This window comes from Anabaena sp. CA = ATCC 33047 (genome assembly GCF_963870205.1).
Lineage (GTDB): Bacteria > Cyanobacteriota > Cyanobacteriia > Cyanobacteriales > Nostocaceae > Trichormus.
In genome coordinates this window covers 38,893-57,238 of the sequence record NZ_CAWMSA010000020.1, presented here as the reverse complement: position 1 = coordinate 57,238, position 18,346 = coordinate 38,893, and the positions used below count along the sequence as shown (strand labels likewise).

Here is an 18,346-nt window from a genome sequence, read left to right as displayed (position 1 = left end):
CCTATAAATTTATCTAAAATTATGCGATCGCCTTCATTTCGGTCTACCAACTCTGTGAAAACTTTGGTAACACTATCTGCTATGTCTAATCACTCGAATTTGTAGCCGTGCGATCGCCACTCCATAGCCACTTTTGAGCTAATCGTAGTTCTACCCGAACCACTCAGACCTGTCAACCAAACTGTCACACCACGCTGTTGCAGTTTTATTTAACCTCCACTAATCCAGCCAGACATAAAATTATAGTGATATGTGGTAGTTTGTCAATCTGAACCACAAGAAAATTATTGGCTCGCTGCATCTGCTAAAGCCTGTCTGAGTTTGCTCCGAATCTGATTTTCCTCTCCCATCCTGGCTGGAGCAGACAAATTAGACACTGGATTACCAACTTTCAGGATAGAGCAACCTATTTGTTGTAATTTTTGGGCAAAATTATCAATAATTGCTTCTGGTGCTTGTACTAACTCTTTATAGGTAATTACCATTTTCCTTTCCTGAGCAACTTGCCCTAAATCTCTATCAATCGCATGACGAATTCCTAGCAACTGTCGGGCTATTTGCTCTTCAGGAGGTAGGTTTTTCAGACTTGCGTAGTTTCTCGTTCTCAAAGACCACCATTTATCAACAGAACCCAGCCTTTCTTGACGCACCCGCCACACTGATTCTGCTACATCAATTAAATTTCTCTGTAAATCTATAAAAAAGACGTTAGGAATTTGCTTTAAAACCGGAATAAAAAAGTCACATAATAAGCACTTAAATAATACTGGTTTTTCAAATACATTCAAAATTGCATTTAATTCTGCACTTAATTGAGCGATATTGACTTTTTGTAAATCCCTTGTATCTGGTTCATGGACATCTTCACAAATTCCCAAATGGCGCGACCAAAAATAACCAAATTCATGGGGTTCTTCAATCCGTTTTGTCACGCCGTGCTGACTTTTGTATTGTCGGCATTCATGAAAGCGATCGCCAATCAGAATTTTTTGCATCACAGCACCCACAGCAGGAGTTTCATAAAATCTAGCCATCAAATTTGATGGATAGCCAATATCTAATCTAGATGCTAATATCTGACTTAATAAAGTAGAACCTGACCTTTGAGTTCCCAAAATTAATATAATCGGATAATTTAATCCCAACACTGCTTGTTTTTCGACCATATTTTGCAGTGGTATGAGCATTTGATTTAAATTTTCAAAAAAGTCTTCTTCAAATTGATTTTTTTGAAAATTAGGTAATCTTTCTTGTGTGTCAAAGGAAGAAACTTCTTTATAATTCTTATTCATGATGTAAATATTATTCTTATTTTTGTAAAACGTGAAAAGGCAAAACATAAAAATATGGGTATTCAGCCAATATTTGTTTACTTGTCAATTGACGTAATGAGGAGGAATTGTCATATTCCTTGATATAATAAAAGTAGGGTTTATCTTTTGTCCCCCAACGAGATTTAAAATTATAAACTCCAGTTTGCGTCAACCATGTCCCCCCCCAATTCCAGTAAAGACAACCCCGTTTTATCGCTTCTAACATAGCTTCATAGATAATCAGACTCATAGGTTGATAAATCCGATAGCTTGCCAGTGTAGCTGGTGTATAATACTCAGCAGTGCAATTGTAGAAAAAAACTAATAATCCAGCAATAATTTGCTCATCTTTTTCCGCTAAATATATGCGATAATCGCGGTCATAAGTAAATGTTTCTCGAATAGCAGAGAACACTGACCAAGGTTTCGGGATTCCCCCAATGGCTAAAATATTCTCATGATGTAAATCTGCCAAAGCTTGTAGTGATGCCAAAGAATCGGAATGATAGATATAAATCTCACTTTTCTGTGCTTTTCTCACACAGTTACGGGTTTTTTGGTGGAATAATCCCATAAGCATTTCGGAAATGCTGTCATCGTTGCTAGTATTGGTAGGTAAATCAACTAATTGTCCAATGCGTTTATCTCGGAATGTATAGGAACAGTGAGATTCATAGAAATTGACATCAGAATCTAAAGGATTAGATATTAATGTAGAAACTACTACAGATTCTTGACTAGCTAAACAGTCAAAAGCATCCAACAATTCTTGTTGAACTTTTTCTGGGTGGGATGCTTGGGGTGAAATAATTATTCCGCCATTACTACCATAAAAAGGTAGAGAGTTGAGTACATTTCCATAGATAGGGTGACGCTTAACGAATGATGGTAATGCACCAACTAAACGTCCAGAATCGTAAGCTAATAGATAATAATCTTGACTGTTAACTAAAATTTTTTGCAAGAAATTCCGATACTTTAATGAGCTATAGAGAAGAGATTCTTGACAATAATGCAAAAAACTTTCATAATCATCCTCTCTATCTTTTGTTAAAATATCTAATTGAATGCTCACGTTTTTTTTACCAGATTGTTTGACAAGCTAAGACGACTTTTTTGATTAGCCAATACCAAAGCAGTAGAACCGCTAGCAACCGCCACCCCACCAGCTAAACCTAAGTAATGTGCTACTTCTATTTCAAACTGATGTACTAACTGTCCTTGAGCAATCATCCCACTTCCTAGTACGACTGTAACAGCTTGTTTGTCAGCATCAGTAATCCAAGGTTGAGAGTGGGTAATCATAAATCAACAATAATTCAATTACTATTTGATTGTTTGCAAGCAGCGTGATAGATTTCCTCTTCAGCATTGATATCATCCCATAATGGGTTAATCAAATCCTTGGGTAGTGGAACTTGATCTGCTGTTAACCGCAACAAAGCAATCATTAACGGTACTGTTTTCTCTTCACCGTGATGCCGCACTAACCATTTTCGCAACTCCAAACCTTTGTTTTGGCGAAATTCTGGATTATCTACCAAAAACAGCAATGCTTGAGCAATATCACCGGGTGTACTAGCATTAACCATAGGTGCAACATCACCCGAATACAAAGGTTTATATTGCTCTGTTCGCAGTTTCATAATCACTGGTTTACCAATTGCTGCTGCTTCCAAAGCAGTTGCACCATAATAACCATAGACGAACTGATCTAATAAAATGTCACAGGAACGATAGTAATCAATTAACCGTTTTTTGCCTACGGGATTGAGAATTATAAATTGATTTTGCATTCCCGATAATTGTAATTTTTGCCTAAATTCACTAGCGTCATTACCCCAGGCGAGAAATATAAACCGAATTTCAGGTTTTTGTTTAGCTACATTAATTAGTGTTTCAAAATATGTTTCGTTCTGCCCTTTAACTTTTTTATCTAATCTAGATGTAGTTAGTACATATACCCCTTTACCATATTTTGCTTCCCACTCTTTTCGTGCTTTCCCTTCCCCTGGAAAATAACGTTGATCATCCATTGGATAAGGTAGATATACACCATTAGTTAAACCCAGCCGCCTACAATGTCCTAAAGTATGAGGATTAGAAATCATCAAAAACCTAGCAGCATTAAAAGATAAATTCATGATTTGCCCAAAATCATGACTCATACCTGCGGAAAACTGCAAATCTCCGCCAGTAGAAGCAACGCAGTAAGGTTTACCACTGAGATAAGCGGCTATGGGAATATTTGTACCGTATATCACATCAAATTGTGACAGGGCTGTTGCTAACTGGTAATATGGATATACGCCTTGATAAGTAATCAAAGGCTCATGACGCAAAGAAAGAGATGCTTTCAATAAATGCAGTAAAGGTGAGCGATCGCCTTCACAAAACTTGAGATATGCTGCATAAAAATCTGACCCTTCTAATGGTATGCGATAACAGGGTATTTCTAAACCAATATTCGGATGAGCATTTAAAAAATTTGCACCATCTAATAAATCTAAATGTTCACCATCAAAATTTTCCCATTCCGGTGCGCTAATAGCACTAACATCTGCAACATTTGGAAATAGAGCCACTTCCTGATCATATTTCTGCACTAACATAGCCCATTTGTGCATATTTTGAGCCATATTATCCAAGAAAGCACATTTCAATGGTTCTTGATGTTGATTAACATAACTTAAGGCAAATTCCCATACAGATTCAGAGTATTTTTGAAATCTACTAATATTGTTTGCTGTCAAATAGGGATGATTCCAAGGAGTGTAATCAATATTGTTATATCTTGTTTCTTCAACATTGTCATTGAGTGCAGTAACCTGATTGTCAACAGGTTCTATTGCGTTTTGTCTAACCTCCAATCTTCTTAACCAACTTGTTAATAATGGCTGGCTCTTTTTAATCTGAGATATTACAGGCAAATTAAATAATATATTTGTTATTTTCTTCATTAAGAGGCTATTTATAAATTAAATATTAAGTAGGGTGTGTTACGGCTATGCAAGGATTTCGGAACATAAGAGAGTCAAAATTAGCCGTAACGCACCATCTTTCTGGGTGGGTTAAGTGTTGCTATAAAGTACCAGGCAATTTAAGGCTTATACCGTTTCTTGATGTAGCTTGCTTGGCGTAGCCATAGATGCACTTTATTCTGCGCTGTAGAGACGTTGCATGCAACGTCTCTACATTGTTTTTCTGTGTAACTTCATAGAGAATTGGTATTACTTGATAACTCATCTCTAATACCTATAAAATTATTTAAATATATTTATATCAAGTTTTAGCTCACCAGACCAAGCATTAATAAATTTCCTCCGCCATTTCTTACCAACTGGGTAACGTAAAACAACATCTTTTACATCCTGTGGTGAAGTTAGTATCAATTGATTATCAACTTTTTTCATCTTGATACTTGCCAGCATTTCTAGCCAGTTAAGGTAGGTTTCCAAACCTAATGCTATCCAACCAGAACGCCGAGACAATGCTATCACCTCCTCATGCAATTTGCGGGTATCCTGAATATTTTGAGGATGAAAGTTAAATACCAGCACCCCAGGATAATTTACTTCTATCTGGTTAGCTAATTTTCGTATACGTTGCGCTGCTTGTTTTTCACTTAATTTCAAAGCATAAATTATCCCATCTCCAAACGCCGTTAATAAACTATAATGATCAGACCAAGTACCATCTAAGCGACGTACTCGCATAGGCAAAAAAGAACCGTTTAAAGCCGTACCATCTGTATTAGTATAATTTACATCTAAAGCAATATTATTTTCTTCCCAAGCTTTTAAATGACCAAGATAACCTTTGCTTAGATAGCCATGATTGCGTAAAGTACGAATTGGTTTTTTACTAAGTTGGCGAATTTCCGCCGCTTGTTCTGCACACAATCTATCATATTCCTCTGGTTTAGCTAAAGCATCTGGATGCAAGCCAATTTCCACATTAGATGGTAATTGAGCTAAAGTCTCTGGAGTGTGACGAGTTTGAGTCACTAAAAAATAAGTAATCGGTATATTATTAATGCAGCGCAATTGTTCAGCATATTTTTCTAAATAAGCCCAATCATCATCCCCGGTTAGAATCACAGCACCTTTAGCACCTTTTGGGAATGGTTCAATGAGTGGATAACCACTCAGAATAGATAAATTTTCCGCCAATAAAAAACCGAGATAGTCAGCCCAAGGTTGTGTAGAATATTCTGGCAAAATTTGTTCTTCAAACAAGTAATTAGCACGCTCATTATTAAAGCCAAATCCCCCCTTATATTCAGCTTCCTCAACTTTTTTAGCATCTCCTTGTCGATGTCGTATAATTTCTTCAGTAACATTAATACCTATCAATAAAATCCGTTGATTATCACCTTTATACCAAGCAACAACACAGCGTCCTTTATCATTAGTCCATACAGGTTCTAAATTATCTCCAGTAAAAGAAATATGTGGTAGTAAAGCATAATATTTAGGTTGACGACTATCAAACCATCTGAGTTTATTTTTATGTGCATAGTAAAACTGTTTACCTAATTCTTGATGACACTTAACAGGAATAGATAAAAACTCGCTAGCATCTGCCGAAATTATCACCTTTGGGGTAACACTATTGAGTTCTCCCACAAAGCCATAAGTGAATAAAATATTTGATATATCCAATAATTTATTCATAAAACATACGTGTTTTTAATCAAAAGGTACTGTGGCAAATAGAATATTATTGATGCGATTTTCTGGCTTCAGAAGGTTAGATAACTGAACTTGCAACGATGGAGAAATATATACAGACAACAAATACCACCACAAATCTGTTAACAAAGGCGGCCAAAAACCAAAAGAGAAATTTTTTTCGACAATCATCCCACTATTTTCAATTAGCTGAATTAAGTCAGGCATTGAGTATAAGTTTTTAGAAGCAGGATCTAATTTCTTGCCAGTATTAAGAGTATACAGATTATTTTTATTAACTGTTCTAATGATAATTTTGCCTCCTGGCTTGACTACACGCTTGAGTTCTGATAGAGCCTTTTCAGGACTTTCAAAATATAACAATGCACCTAAACAAACAGCATGATCAAAGTATTCAGAACTAAAAGGTAAATTTTCTGCATAAACACTATCTAATAAAGTAGCTGAAGTATTTTCTCTAATCATTTCCCAACTAGGAAAAACTAGAGGATCAACCCCTACAACATTAAATCCCAGTGTACTGAGCAAGGCTACATACTTACCAGGCCCACATCCTAATTCTAAAACTTGATTGCTTTGTCCTAACTCTATCCAATCTCCAATACAAGCGTGTAATGGATGAACAGCCATGTTTTTTGCATAATCTTGCTCAAATAAAAAACGTTTAATCAATCTGTCTTGACTTTCTTGCAGTTGACGAATTCTGGTTTTTTCAAAAATATTCATTGCTTGTTGATATCCTCTTTTATATACTCCACAGGAACACGTTGGTTAAGTAATCCAAAATCCAAAGCAGGAAATTCATTATTGACTTTAAACTTCAAATCAGAAACTTTCCGCGCAAATACTTCACTGTAAGGATAATTGTTTTTTATATCCCAACCATTAGCACAGTAAGCAGAAACATGATATTCACCTGCTGATAAGTAGTTTTGATGAAATTTAAAATAAATCGTGACTCTCCCCTCTATATCATGTAAATTTTGATAATCACATCCACTAGATTGCCAAAAAACGTAGACTCCATCTGCACGCATGATTTTTATACCAACATCGACAATAGGGACTAGCCGATTCGCAATTATTGTCACTGCAATTTCAAAAGGTTGTTGTTCATTGATGGCAAATTTTTCTAACCCATCAGCAATCAGGTAAATTTTTTCAATTTCAATATCAGGCTTATTTTCTTCTTGCAGTTTTGTCAGCATTACCTGATATTGCTGATGATCAACATAGGGAATTTGTAGATTTGCAATCCTCGCTTCCCATCCATCTTTTAAAATTTGAGATTCAATAATATCAGCTTTTTCCCAAGTACCTGTCTGATAATTAATAAATTCAATATCTAACTTTTCTTTGTTTAAAATTGATTGACTTTCTAAATAAAGTTTGAGTTTATATTTATTGTCTTCTAAAGGTAAATTTGTAGCTTTAATTACTATATGCCCACCTGTTTTTTTACCTGATTTAGCACTAAGAATCCTACATTCATATTGCTCCTTAGAATATAGCCTACCCCATTCAGAAGTTAGGACATCAAGGTAAACGTCAATCTCTGGATTTTCAAAATCTTGGAGTGTTAACGGAACAGTTTTATTCCCTATTGTTTCACCAGACAGATTGATATTACGAATATAATGTGTATCTGCTAAAATGCCATTTTTTTGATTAGATACGATTCTCAGCAGCAAAACATTAGCATCAGCCACATCTAAAAGATTCAATTTATAACTATTTTGCTGTTTTTTAGCTATATTTCCCGTTCTTGTAGCTTCATCTTCTCTTTTTCTATAATCTTCCTCATAATGATTTAATACATATTGTGCTTCTCCTATTTCTCTAATTGAACCATTATCTAACCAGATAGCTGTATCGCATAACATTTGGATCGCACTGGTAGAGTGACTAACAAATATTAATCCTTTTCCTTGCTCACAAAGTTCTATCATTCTTTTAGTGGCTTTACCCATAAAATAAGCATCGCCAACACTCAAGATTTCATCAACTACTAATATTTCTGGTTTAATTGCAGTTGTAATCGCAAATGCTAGTTTAGCATTCATCCCTGAACTATAGGTTTTCACGGGACTATATATAAAGTGTCCTAGTTCTGTAAACTCAATAATTTCTTCTGTTAAAACTTCAGTATCCGCTTTTTTACAGCCATTCATAATTAAGTTAAAGCGAATATTCTCTAATCCAGTTTCTTCAGGGTTTAAAAATGAAGTTAAACTTAACATGGCAGAAATGTTACCATTAACTTCTATTTTTCCAGAAGTTGGTTTTAAATTACCTGTAATGATTTTTAATAAAGTGCTTTTTCCCGAACCATTCGGCCCTATTATACCTACTCTTTGTTTAGCTTTTATAGAAAAAGTAATATCTTTCAATGCCCAAAATGAATCATGACGTAAATCTCCAGTTAACATTTCCAAAAACATATCTTTCGGACTTTTATAAACAGGATATGCCATTGATAAATTTTTAACTGAAATGATGTCATCATTCATAGCAAATTACCAAACATTACTTTTAATTTATCAAATATTTTGTAACCCATTGAGAAAACAATATGACCTAAAATAATTGAGATAATCCATGAGCTAGGGTGTTCAAATCTACCATAGTAAAGTGTATCTTGATAACACCAAGTGATGTAACTAAAAGGGTTTAGGTATAGTAGAGGACGAAATAGCTGGGGAACTTGTTCTGGTAAATAAAAAATTGGCAGTAAATAAACTCCAACAACAGTAAAAATTTGGACAAAATCTTTAATATCTTTAAAGTATACTCCTATTGCAGAAAGTATGTAAGCAATGCCTATCATCATCAAGGTTTGAATAAATATTAATAGAGGTAGAATAATAAAAGTAAGATGTATAGTCTTGAGATAGAAAATTATATATACAAGCAGAATGAGTAAAAAGATAATCTGGTTAATCAGTGAGGCAATAACACTTTTAATAGGTAATATTTCAATAGGAAATACTAGCTGTTTGACTAAAATTGCATGACTAACTATGACTGTAGTAGACTTTGATAGGATTTCTTGTAAAGTTAACCAAGGAATTAATCCTGATAATAAATAGGTGGTATAGTCGAGGGGCATATTTTTATTTTCCCCAATTTTGACTTTAAATACAAAGACAAATATAAATATATATACGCCTATCAAAGTTAAAGGGTGAATAATTGTCCAAATATTTCCTAAAACTTGCCCCTGATATTTATCTGTAATCTCTCGTTTCGCCATTTCAAAAATTAGTTGTCTATGTTTTTGAAATAAAGAGAAAACCTCCCGAAATTCCCACATAGATTTTTTTAAAATTGACATATTTTATATTGGCTCAATATCAGCTAATTATTCAAAAACAGGTGACACCATTGTTCTAAATTCAACAATGACCAAATTAATAAACGCCGATTTGCTTTACCTTGCAAATGTTCATCTACTAACTTTTGTACGGCTGATTTATCTAAAAATTTATAAATGTTAGCACGGTTATTTTCAGTTGTGCGACGGACGTAATCAATACTTTCGCCTTTAAACCAACTAGCATCAGGTGCAGAAAATCCCTGTTTAACTCGTTCAGTTAGAGTATTCGGAATATAATTACTCATCACTTTACGCAGGAGTAATTTACCGTCTTTGGTTCTCTGAAAATATTTATCAGTTTTATTTCCTGGTTCATTTTCATTTAATCTGACAACTTCTGTGAGATTGCCCAATTTTAACCGAGTCGGGATTTTCATGGCAAAATCTACTAGATCGTTATCGAGAAACGGAACTCTAGTTTCTAAGGAATGAGCCATACTCAATTTATCTTCTACGACTAAAAGCCCATGTAAAAAAGTTTTAGCTTCAAAGTAAAGAGAATGGTTTACATAGTCTTCTGGACGGGTTAACTCAACAGAGTGCTGTTTAAAGACGCTGCTAAAAATATCTTTGGTAGAAATATGTGCTACTTTTGACCAAATTGGTTGAAAAACTTGTTGGATTTCTGGCGGAGATAGTAACCTCTGCCAAAAACTATAATATTTGTCAACGTAATGCTCAAAATCATCATTGACTACTGCACGGTAATAACGCCAAGGATAACCAGCAAATAGTTCATCTCCACCAGTACCAGCAAGAACTACTTTGACAAATTTACTCGCTAACTGTGCTACGTAAAAATTGGGATAACTCTGTCCGACACGGGGTTCTTCTAAATGCCATGCTAAATTAGGCATTACTCGTTCCATATCTCCTGCTTTCAAAACCATTTCATAATGTTCGGTTTTGAACAGATAAGACATATACTCGGCTGCTTCTCGCTCATCATAACTGACTTCTACGCCAGAAGCGGAATTGAGGTCAAAACCACAGGTGAAGGACTTAATATAGGGAAGTTGTTGAGCTGCGATCGCTGTAATTGAGCCACTATCTATCCCTCCACTCAAATAAGCACCCAACTCTACATCACTAATTAACTGACGACTCACTGCTTGATGAAAAAGTCGATCTAATTCTTCGATATATTCCCTTTCATCATCAGGATTTTCTGGCTCAGTAAAGTGATAATCCCAATATTGTTTTTGTACCTGCTTTTGCGTAGCCAAGGATATTTTTAGATATGTGCCAGCCGGAACTAATTTTACTCCTTTGAATAATGTTTTATCAGTTAAAAAGTTTTGAAATGTAAAATATTCTTTTAAGGCTTCAAAATCAATATCTTTGCAGTAAGCAGGATGAGCTAAAATCGCTTTTACTTCAGAGCCAAACAAAAATTTACCATCTACTTGTGTGTAGTATAAAGGCTTAATTCCATAGCGATCGCGTGCTAAAAAAAGCTCTCTTTGCTGTCTATCCCAAACAGCAAAGGCAAACATTCCATTGAATCGCTCTAGACACTTATCACCCCATTTGGCATAGGCATATAGTAATACCTCGGTATCTGTCCGCGACCGAAATTGATAGCCCAAAGATTCTAACTCTATTCGCAGTTCATTAAAGTTATAAATCTCACCGTTATAGCTGACAATAAACCTACCATCCTGGGTAGACATTGGTTGATGTCCCGCAGGAGATAAGTCAATAATTGCTAGGCGGCGATGTCCTAAAGCTAAACAATTTTCTACAAAATGACCTTCTCCATCTGGGCCTCTATGAGCAATGGCATCAGTCATTTTTTTAATCAGCACTGGAGAAGCAGGTTCTCCATTCAAGTTTAATATACCAGCGATTCCGCACATTGACTGGTTTTGTTAAAAGTACACAACTGATTTCTAATGCTATGAGTTTAAACTCAGTGTTTAATCTGTCAATCCTACAGCTAAACGACGACGTGCTACTTCTTCTTTATGAGTTTGTCGCCATTGAATTAATTGTTGTAGTCCTTCCCGTAAATCTGTTTTGGCTCTAAAATCAATTTCTGAGGCAGCTTTTTCAGGACAACCAACACGATTTTTTACAAAGGTAGTTCCAGCAGGTTCATAGTGAATTTTTAAGTCTGAACCTGTCAGTTCTAATATGATTTCTGTGAGTTCTTTAATTGTTGTTTTAATGCCAGTACCCACATTATAAAACTCATCAGTAGCGTCAGATTTCATCCCACAGATATTAGCTCTAGCACAATCTCCCACATAGACAAAATCATAGGCTTGAGAACCATCCCCGTAAACAATTGGTGGTAAACCTTTGTCTATGCGATCAAGAATTTTCATGACGACAGCTACATAAGTACCTCGGTAATCTTGTCTGGGGCCATAAACATTCATGTAGCGTAAACCTACATAATCGAGGTGTTTATCAGTATTTTTGTAACGGTGATATATCGCCCTACACATCTGCTCACCCGCTACTTTAGTTGCTCCATAGAAATTTGTATTATTATAAGGATGATCTTCTGTCATCGGTTCGGTAATTGCATCACCATAAACCGATGCTGAGGAAGAATAAACTAATTTCTTGATGCGATTATTAATACAAGCTTCTAAAACGTTAAATGTGCCACCAATATTAACTTCAAAAGCTGAACGGGGAAAATCATAACAGTGGAGTAACCACAAAGCAGCAAAATGAAATACACCATCAATATCTTTCATTGCTGCATCTAAAATATCTCGATGTAAGATATCTCCACCTAGTTCAAAAATTTTGACTCTAGGATCTTTGAGTGCGTCTGCTAAATTCTCTTCTCTCCCTCTGGTGAAGTTATCATAAATTCTAATTTCTGCTACATCTTCTCTTAAAAGAGCATCTACTGTATTAGAACCAATTAATCCTGCACCACCAATAACTAAAAACTTTTTATCTGTTAAATCCATTTATTTACTCCTCAAATATCAAGTTAGGATATGACCTATAATTAAAAAGGCTCAGTATTACTAGGCAGCTATTTACAGTTAATAACTGACGAGAATTTCTTGTTTGACAATTAACACTACAAATTATCAGCTTCTACAGTCAAAGCTTTTCTAATAGTCGCCACAACTCGCTCAATATTCACATAGTCAAGTTCTGGCCAAATTGGTAAACTCAACACTTGAGTAGCTAATAAGTCACTGACTGGATTTGCTGGATATTGTCCTTTGTAAACTGGTAACTGGTCTTGAGGCACGGGATAATAAATCATAGTGCTGATACCTTGGTCAGCTAGATATTTCTGCACTTGATCGCGTTTCCCATCTAAAATCTTAATTGTATATTGGTGAAACACATGACCATCGGCGATTTCTGGTGTCACCACACCGGGAACATCTGCTAATAGCTGATTATAAGTTTTGGCTACAGCCCGTCTTCCTTCATTCCATTTGTCAATGTGGGGTAATTTTACCCGTAAAATTGCGGCTTGCAGTGTATCAAGACGAGAGTTATAACCTAAAACTTCATTATGATATTTCTTTTTCGCACCGTGTACCCGCAACATTCGGGCTGTTTCTGCTACTTGGTCGTTATCAGTAACAATTAAGCCACCATCACCGTAAGCTCCCAAGTTCTTTGATGGAAAGAATGAATAAGCACCGACATCGCCAATAGTACCAGTGTGTTTACCAGTAATGTTTGTGCGAGTGGTTTCTTGACAGCTATCATTACAACCTGAACAAGTGCCATAGTAACGCGCACCAAAGGATTGGGCGCAGTCTTCAATTACTTTTAAATTATGTGCTTGGGCAATTTCTAAAATAGCCGTCATCGCTGCTGGATTGCCATAGAGATGGACTGGCATAATAGCTTTAGTCTGCGGCGTAATTTTTTCTACTATTTTGGCTGGATCTATATTAAAAGTCTCTGGGTTAATATCCGCAAAGATGGGTGTTGCACCTACATTACTAATTGATTCAGCTGTGGCGAAGAAGCTAAAGGGAGTGGTAATTACTTCATCACCTGCGCCAATACCCAAAGCCCTTAGCCCAATGACTAAAGCATCAGTACCAGAGTTAACAGCGATCGCATGGCGTACCCCTAGATAAGCAGCAACCTCTTGTTCAAATAGCTTCACATCTGGCCCCATAATAAACTGACCAGATTCTAAAACACGAGATATAGCTTCTTGAATCTGGGCTTTTAGCGCATCATATTGGGGTTTGAGGTCAAGAACTGGGATATTATTTTGGCTCATGAGACCCTTATCACTTCTGTGTCTGAGATTTTTTGGTATTTAGCGTCTGTGGAATCAACAGCATAGCCATCAGCATCAAACTTTAGCACATCACCGTAAGCACTCATCCAACCAATAATTTTTGCTGGTACTCCGGCAACCATTGCGTAAGATGGTACATCTTTTGTCACCACTGCGCCAGCAGCCACAAAAGCATATTCATGCAAAGTCACTCCACAAACTATCGTGGCATTTGCCCCAATACTACTACCACGTTTGACTAAAGTTTTCAGGTAATCATTGCTGGTATTGCGTGGGAACTCACAACGGGGTGTTTTGACGTTGGTAAACACCATGCTAGGGCCACAAAAAACGTAGTCTTCTAAAATCACGCCTTCATATAAAGAGACGTTATTTTGAATTTTGCAGTTATCGCCAATAATTACGTTATTCGCCACTAAAACATTTTGTCCAAAAGAACAATTCTTACCAATCTTAGCTTTGCCTAAAATATGGCAAAAGTGCCAAATTTTTGTACCCTCACCAATTTCCGCACCTTCATCCACATAACTGGATTCATGCACAAAATAGTTAGCCATCTAAGGATTTCTGCGCCTCCTCTAAAATTTCTACTACTGCTACACCATTCCAACCATCAGAACGGGGTTTCTGTCGAGTTTTTAGACAATCTAAAAAGTGTTGACACTCTATTTTTAAAGGTTCAGCCGCCGCTACTTCCACAACTTCACTACCTGCGTCGTGATGGTTTAAAGTTTCGTCAATATATTTATGATGAATTGTCACCGTTTGCTGGACTTCATCGTAAACTAGCATTTGCTTTTGGGCAATGACTACTGTACTACGCTCAGTTAAAGGCCAATACCAAGAACAATTAATCTGAGCAGATTGACGACTTTGAAAGCGCAGGTCTACCTGGACGTGATCGGCAATGTTTGGCTGTAAAATAGCTTTACCTTGGGCTTGGACTTGTTGTAATTTGGGGTTGCCCAACAGGTCTAATACTACTGATACATCATGGGGGGCAAATGACCACCAGACGTTTTCTTCTGTGCGTACCTTGCCTAACTTTAACCTTTTGGTGGCGACGTGTAGGACTTCCCCAGCTTGACCACTAGCTAGATAATCCCGCATCCAGGCGATCGCAGGTTGATATAATAGCAGATGCCCCACCATGAGAATTCGCCCTTGTTGGTCTGCGTATTCCGCTAAATCACGCGCCTCATCAGTACGCAGCGTCATCGGCTTTTCGACAAAAACATCCTTACCTGCTGCCAAAGCTGCCTTTGCTAATTGATAATGACTAGGTGCGGGAGTTGCTAAAACCAATGCTGAGACATCAGTTTTTAAAGCTGCTTGAAAATCATCATAAGTAGCAACATCTGGGTAGGTTGAGGCGATCGCTTCCCGTAATCCCGGATGGGCTTCCGCAACACCTGCCAATGCCCCTAAACTGTGGAAATTACGCACGAGGTTTTTACCCCAGTTCCCCGCCCCAACAACAATTACTTGTTTTTCGCTCACATCCTTGACCACTTATCCATACCTATAACAGAGTTACTTTATCGTGGTGGCAATCGAGATGACGTGTCACCCCTCTTGTATCTAAGACTGCCTTGGCTTTATCTACCACATTGATGTAATCAATTTGACTATGGTCTGTGGCAATAATCACTAAATCAGCCGATGCAATTGTCTCATCTGTTAGTGGCAAACTGAAGAAAGTTTGACCAGCCACTTCAATTTCTGGCACATAGGGGTCATGATAAGTAACCGTGATTTTATCTTCCAATAGATAGTTAATTACCATAATTGCGGGTGATTCGCGCCAGTCACCAAGGTCTTTTTTATAGGCTGTACCAATAACTAATACCTGAGATTTGGCAGGGGCTAAACCCAACTCATTTAAGACTCTCCTGGCTTTTTCTCTGACAAATATGGGCATAGAACGGTTAATTTCCCCAGCCAAGGCGATAAAATGGGTGTTGAAATTGACTTCTTTGGCTTTCCATTCGAGATAGTGGGGGTCGATGGGAATGCAATGACCGCCTACACCGGGGCCAGGATAAAAAGGCATAATGCCAAAAGGTTTGGTGTTAGCAGCGTCTAAAACTTCCCAGACATTTAAACCGATGCGATCGCACAATAAAGCCAACTCATTCACCAAAGCAATATTAACGGCTCGAAAGGTATTTTCAAACACCTTGACTAATTCTGCCGCCTTGGCACTATTAACAGGTACTACGTGGTCAATGGTTTGCTGATAAAATAACGTTGCCACCGCTAGAGAAGATGGATCAGATGCTCCCACTACTTTGTTAGTGTTTTTTGTGGTGTAGCGTTTATTGCCAGGATCTACCCGTTCTGGGGAATGGGCTAAGAAGAAATCTTGACCCTGTTTTAACCCACTGATTTGTTCTAATACAGGACGCATCACTTCATCTGTAGTTCCTGGATAAGTGGTAGATTCCAGAGTAACTAACTGTCCTGGGCGTAAATGGTGAGCGATCGCATGAGTTACACTTTCTACATAACTTAGGTTGGGAGTCAAATTTTTAGTTAACGGTGTCGGGACGCAAATCACAATTACGTCCATATCTGGTACTCGATCAAAACCCAAAACTGCTTGTAGTTTGCCACTACTAACAACTTCTTTTAAATCTTCATCTTTGACATCTGTAATGTAATTATCAGCCATATTGACCCGTTCGGCTCTTTGGGGATTCTGCTCCACACCCAACACTTGATAGCCTACTTTCGCTTTTTCCACGGCAAATGGTAGACCTACATACCCCAACCCAACCACACCAACAATAGCTGTATGCGCCTTAATTTTTTCCTGTAATTTAACTAAACTTTGCGATTCGTGAGTCATATATTAGCAACTAGATGCAATTCCTCTAGCTAAATAGATTTGTTGTAGATAAATTTACTAGTGTATTAGTCTAACAGGTTTGGGAAACAATATTATTAGTGTTGAGCAAGTTATGAAGCGTGTAGTTTTAGTCACTGGTCACTATTGGCAGTCTAAACGTAAGGCGGGTTTTCATTGGTTAGCAGATGCCTTTTTGCGTCAAGGTTGGGAAGTTGTGTTTTTCACCGCACCCATTAGTTGGCTGTCTGTAATTCGTGGAGACTACCGCCTAGAATATCCTGTTGTGCGAGAAGCTAACCAACTTCAGCAAGTAGAAACAAAAATCTGGAGTTATGTCTGGTTCACACCTTGGCATCCTGCTAACTTGCGATGGGATTTACTTAACTATCTAGCCAGTAAATTATTCCGCCTTTACAGTCAATTTCCTTTGGGTGCAGTTGAACCTATGATTGAGAATGCTGACCTGATTATCTTTGAAAGCACCCCCGCCCTATTGCTATTTGAAAAATTTAAATTTCTTAATCCTAATGCTAAGTTTGTCTATCGTGTTTCAGATGATTTACGGTTATTACGTAATCACCCAGTTGTTTTAGAAACTGAAAAGCAAATTAGCTCAAAATTTGATTTGGTAAGTGTTCCTAGCCAATATATATACAAAAAATTTGCAGGATTGCCTAAGTTGCAATTACATTTACATGGCATTCGCAAAGATTTATTTGATAGTAACTATACTAATCCCTACTTAAATTCAAATTGCCCAAACATTATTTTTGTAGGTAACTCTTATTTTGACGTGGAATTTCTAGAATCAGCCAGCCAGCTATTTCCTGATTGGCAATTTCATATTATTGGGCCTATTAATAACCTACCAGCTAATAAAAATATTATTTCCTATGGAGAAATGCCTTTTAAAGACACAATTCCCTATATTAAATATGCAGATATAGCCCTGCAAATACGCTCTTACAGTCCTGGTATAGAGTCCTTGACTGATAGTCTAAAAGTAATTCAGTATACTTACTGTCAGTTACCGATAATTGCTCCTACCTATCTGTCATCTGCTCGACCTCACGTTTTTTATTATCAACCAAGTGATGCTGATAGTATTCAGCAAGCTTTAATTTCTGCACAAAACTTTGACCGTTCACAGATACAAACTGATGATATCTATTCCTGGGATGAACTAATATCAAAGTGGTTGCTTGATTTATATCAGTAAAATACAAACTCAAATTTGTGGCTTAACTGAGCAAATCTGGATCTATTCCTTGAGTACGCAAATATTCAGCTAGTCTATCAGCCCGTTGACGTTCTTGTTCCGCCCGTTGACGTTCTTGTTCAGCCCGTTGGCGTTCCTGTTGTAACTGTTCGGCTAGCTCTGTAGGTCTGAGTAATTTATCCCCCGTATCGAGACGATAAAATCCCAATAATTCCCCTTCTACTGTCACCCGCAATTGTAAAGGTTGACATATCCCATCGGTAATTAATTGATAAGTCTCACCCTCTAACCTGTATCCCCGTAACTTTTCTGAAATCCATTCGCCTTTAGGGTCAAATAACCAATATTCTCCAATTCCTAACTGTTCATACAGGTTTTTCTTTTGTTCTTGGTCTTGTTTTTGCGTTCCTTGGGAAGTCATCTCAAATACTACCTGGGGAACTTGTCCTTCTTCCCAAACTTTATAACTATCTCTACCTCCAGGCGGTACATCAAAAATTACCATCACATCCGGTGCTACTCTGAGTCTAGGAAAACCTTGAGCATAGTAGAGGAATTGATTAGCCAGGACTGTGGCTTGTCTACCTGTTAGGTATTGCTTGATTACTTCTAGGGTAGTGAGAATTGCGTAGAGATGGATGTAG

At 37.1% G+C, this 18,346-nt stretch carries 17 protein-coding genes; 1 reads left to right on the top strand and 16 read right to left on the bottom strand.

Annotation, left to right across the window (positions count from 1 at the left end):
• Window positions 1-89: 89 nt before the first annotated feature.
• From AACS98_RS05325 to AACS98_RS05255, 15 genes are all read right to left on the bottom strand, one after another.
• A complete protein-coding gene (locus AACS98_RS05325; RefSeq protein WP_231867003.1) occupies window positions 90-188 on the bottom strand; it encodes an adenylyl-sulfate kinase in 99 nt (32 codons plus the stop codon).
• 96 nt (window positions 189-284) lie between these two features.
• Window positions 285-1,292, bottom strand: coding sequence for a sulfotransferase (locus AACS98_RS05320; protein WP_066377084.1), 1,008 nt, complete (start codon window positions 1,290-1,292; stop codon window positions 285-287).
• A gap of 16 nt (window positions 1,293-1,308) precedes the next feature.
• Entirely contained in the window at window positions 1,309-2,388 is a 1,080-nt protein-coding gene (locus AACS98_RS05315) for a GNAT family N-acetyltransferase (protein WP_066377083.1), read from the bottom strand.
• A complete protein-coding gene (locus AACS98_RS05310; RefSeq protein WP_066377081.1) occupies window positions 2,385-2,618 on the bottom strand; it encodes a DegT/DnrJ/EryC1/StrS family aminotransferase in 234 nt (77 codons plus the stop codon). Before AACS98_RS05310 ends, AACS98_RS05315 begins: the two co-directional genes overlap by 4 nt.
• Before the next feature lie 14 nt (window positions 2,619-2,632).
• Entirely contained in the window at window positions 2,633-4,273 is a 1,641-nt protein-coding gene (locus AACS98_RS05305) for a glycosyltransferase (RefSeq protein ID WP_082803738.1), read from the bottom strand.
• A gap of 303 nt (window positions 4,274-4,576) precedes the next feature.
• Entirely contained in the window at window positions 4,577-5,989 is a 1,413-nt protein-coding gene (locus AACS98_RS05300; RefSeq protein WP_066377078.1) for a polysaccharide deacetylase WbmS family protein, read from the bottom strand.
• A gap of 15 nt (window positions 5,990-6,004) precedes the next feature.
• Entirely contained in the window at window positions 6,005-6,733 is a 729-nt protein-coding gene (locus tag AACS98_RS05295) for a class I SAM-dependent methyltransferase (protein WP_066377077.1), read from the bottom strand.
• Window positions 6,730-8,517 (bottom strand): ABC transporter ATP-binding protein, encoded by a 1,788-nt coding sequence (locus AACS98_RS05290; protein WP_066377072.1) that lies wholly within the window; start codon window positions 8,515-8,517, stop codon window positions 6,730-6,732. The genes AACS98_RS05295 and AACS98_RS05290 overlap by 4 nt, the downstream gene beginning before the upstream one ends.
• The gene (locus tag AACS98_RS05285; RefSeq protein WP_066377070.1) at window positions 8,514-9,341 is read right to left on the bottom strand and encodes an ABC transporter permease; all 828 of its coding nucleotides are present in this window, start codon (window positions 9,339-9,341) and stop codon (window positions 8,514-8,516) included. The genes AACS98_RS05290 and AACS98_RS05285 overlap by 4 nt, the downstream gene beginning before the upstream one ends.
• 23 nt (window positions 9,342-9,364) lie before the next feature.
• Entirely contained in the window at window positions 9,365-11,242 is a 1,878-nt protein-coding gene (asnB, locus tag AACS98_RS05280; RefSeq protein WP_066377069.1) for an asparagine synthase (glutamine-hydrolyzing), read from the bottom strand.
• A gap of 60 nt (window positions 11,243-11,302) precedes the next feature.
• Complete coding sequence (locus tag AACS98_RS05275) at window positions 11,303-12,316, bottom strand: NAD-dependent epimerase/dehydratase family protein (RefSeq protein WP_066377067.1); 1,014 nt, start codon at window positions 12,314-12,316, stop codon at window positions 11,303-11,305.
• A gap of 116 nt (window positions 12,317-12,432) precedes the next feature.
• Entirely contained in the window at window positions 12,433-13,611 is a 1,179-nt protein-coding gene (locus AACS98_RS05270; RefSeq protein WP_066377066.1) for a DegT/DnrJ/EryC1/StrS family aminotransferase, read from the bottom strand.
• Entirely contained in the window at window positions 13,608-14,189 is a 582-nt protein-coding gene (locus tag AACS98_RS05265) for an acyltransferase (protein ID WP_066377064.1), read from the bottom strand. The genes AACS98_RS05270 and AACS98_RS05265 overlap by 4 nt, the downstream gene beginning before the upstream one ends.
• Complete coding sequence (locus AACS98_RS05260; protein WP_232317110.1) at window positions 14,182-15,132, bottom strand: Gfo/Idh/MocA family protein; 951 nt, start codon at window positions 15,130-15,132, stop codon at window positions 14,182-14,184. The genes AACS98_RS05265 and AACS98_RS05260 overlap by 8 nt, the downstream gene beginning before the upstream one ends.
• Window positions 15,133-15,154: 22 nt before the next feature.
• Complete coding sequence (locus AACS98_RS05255) at window positions 15,155-16,483, bottom strand: nucleotide sugar dehydrogenase (protein ID WP_066377061.1); 1,329 nt, start codon at window positions 16,481-16,483, stop codon at window positions 15,155-15,157.
• A 112-nt stretch (window positions 16,484-16,595) separates the two neighbouring features.
• On the opposite strand from AACS98_RS05255, the gene AACS98_RS05250 reads away from it, so the two are divergent.
• Window positions 16,596-17,702 carry a GumK N-terminal domain-containing glycosyltransferase gene (locus tag AACS98_RS05250; protein WP_066377060.1) on the top strand — a complete coding sequence of 369 codons (1,107 nt, stop codon included), beginning with the start codon at window positions 16,596-16,598 and terminating at the stop codon, window positions 17,700-17,702.
• A gap of 22 nt (window positions 17,703-17,724) precedes the next feature.
• On the opposite strand, the gene AACS98_RS05245 is transcribed toward AACS98_RS05250, so the two are convergent.
• The coding region (locus AACS98_RS05245; protein WP_232317109.1) for a Uma2 family endonuclease at window positions 17,725-18,346 on the bottom strand (622 nt) is incomplete at its 5' end.

What these genes read in the sequence shown, in the direction of transcription:
- AACS98_RS05320 (WP_066377084.1), bottom strand. Translation starts at nt 1,292, where the DNA reads ATGAATAAGAATTATAAAGAAGTTTCTTCCTTTGACACACAAGAAAGA.
- AACS98_RS05310 (WP_066377081.1), bottom strand. Translation starts at nt 2,618, where the DNA reads ATGATTACCCACTCTCAACCTTGGATTACTGATGCTGACAAACAAGCT.
- AACS98_RS05305 (WP_082803738.1), bottom strand. Translation starts at nt 4,273, where the DNA reads ATGAAGAAAATAACAAATATATTATTTAATTTGCCTGTAATATCTCAG.
- AACS98_RS05300 (WP_066377078.1), bottom strand. Translation starts at nt 5,989, where the DNA reads ATGAATAAATTATTGGATATATCAAATATTTTATTCACTTATGGCTTT.
- AACS98_RS05295 (WP_066377077.1), bottom strand. Translation starts at nt 6,733, where the DNA reads ATGAATATTTTTGAAAAAACCAGAATTCGTCAACTGCAAGAAAGTCAA.
- AACS98_RS05290 (WP_066377072.1), bottom strand. Translation starts at nt 8,517, where the DNA reads ATGAATGATGACATCATTTCAGTTAAAAATTTATCAATGGCATATCCT.
- AACS98_RS05285 (WP_066377070.1), bottom strand. Translation starts at nt 9,341, where the DNA reads ATGTCAATTTTAAAAAAATCTATGTGGGAATTTCGGGAGGTTTTCTCT.
- asnB (WP_066377069.1), bottom strand. Translation starts at nt 11,242, where the DNA reads ATGTGCGGAATCGCTGGTATATTAAACTTGAATGGAGAACCTGCTTCT.
- AACS98_RS05275 (WP_066377067.1), bottom strand. Translation starts at nt 12,316, where the DNA reads ATGGATTTAACAGATAAAAAGTTTTTAGTTATTGGTGGTGCAGGATTA.
- AACS98_RS05270 (WP_066377066.1), bottom strand. Translation starts at nt 13,611, where the DNA reads ATGAGCCAAAATAATATCCCAGTTCTTGACCTCAAACCCCAATATGAT.
- AACS98_RS05265 (WP_066377064.1), bottom strand. Translation starts at nt 14,189, where the DNA reads ATGGCTAACTATTTTGTGCATGAATCCAGTTATGTGGATGAAGGTGCG.
- AACS98_RS05255 (WP_066377061.1), bottom strand. Translation starts at nt 16,483, where the DNA reads ATGACTCACGAATCGCAAAGTTTAGTTAAATTACAGGAAAAAATTAAG.
- AACS98_RS05250 (WP_066377060.1), top strand. Translation starts at nt 16,596, where the DNA reads ATGAAGCGTGTAGTTTTAGTCACTGGTCACTATTGGCAGTCTAAACGT.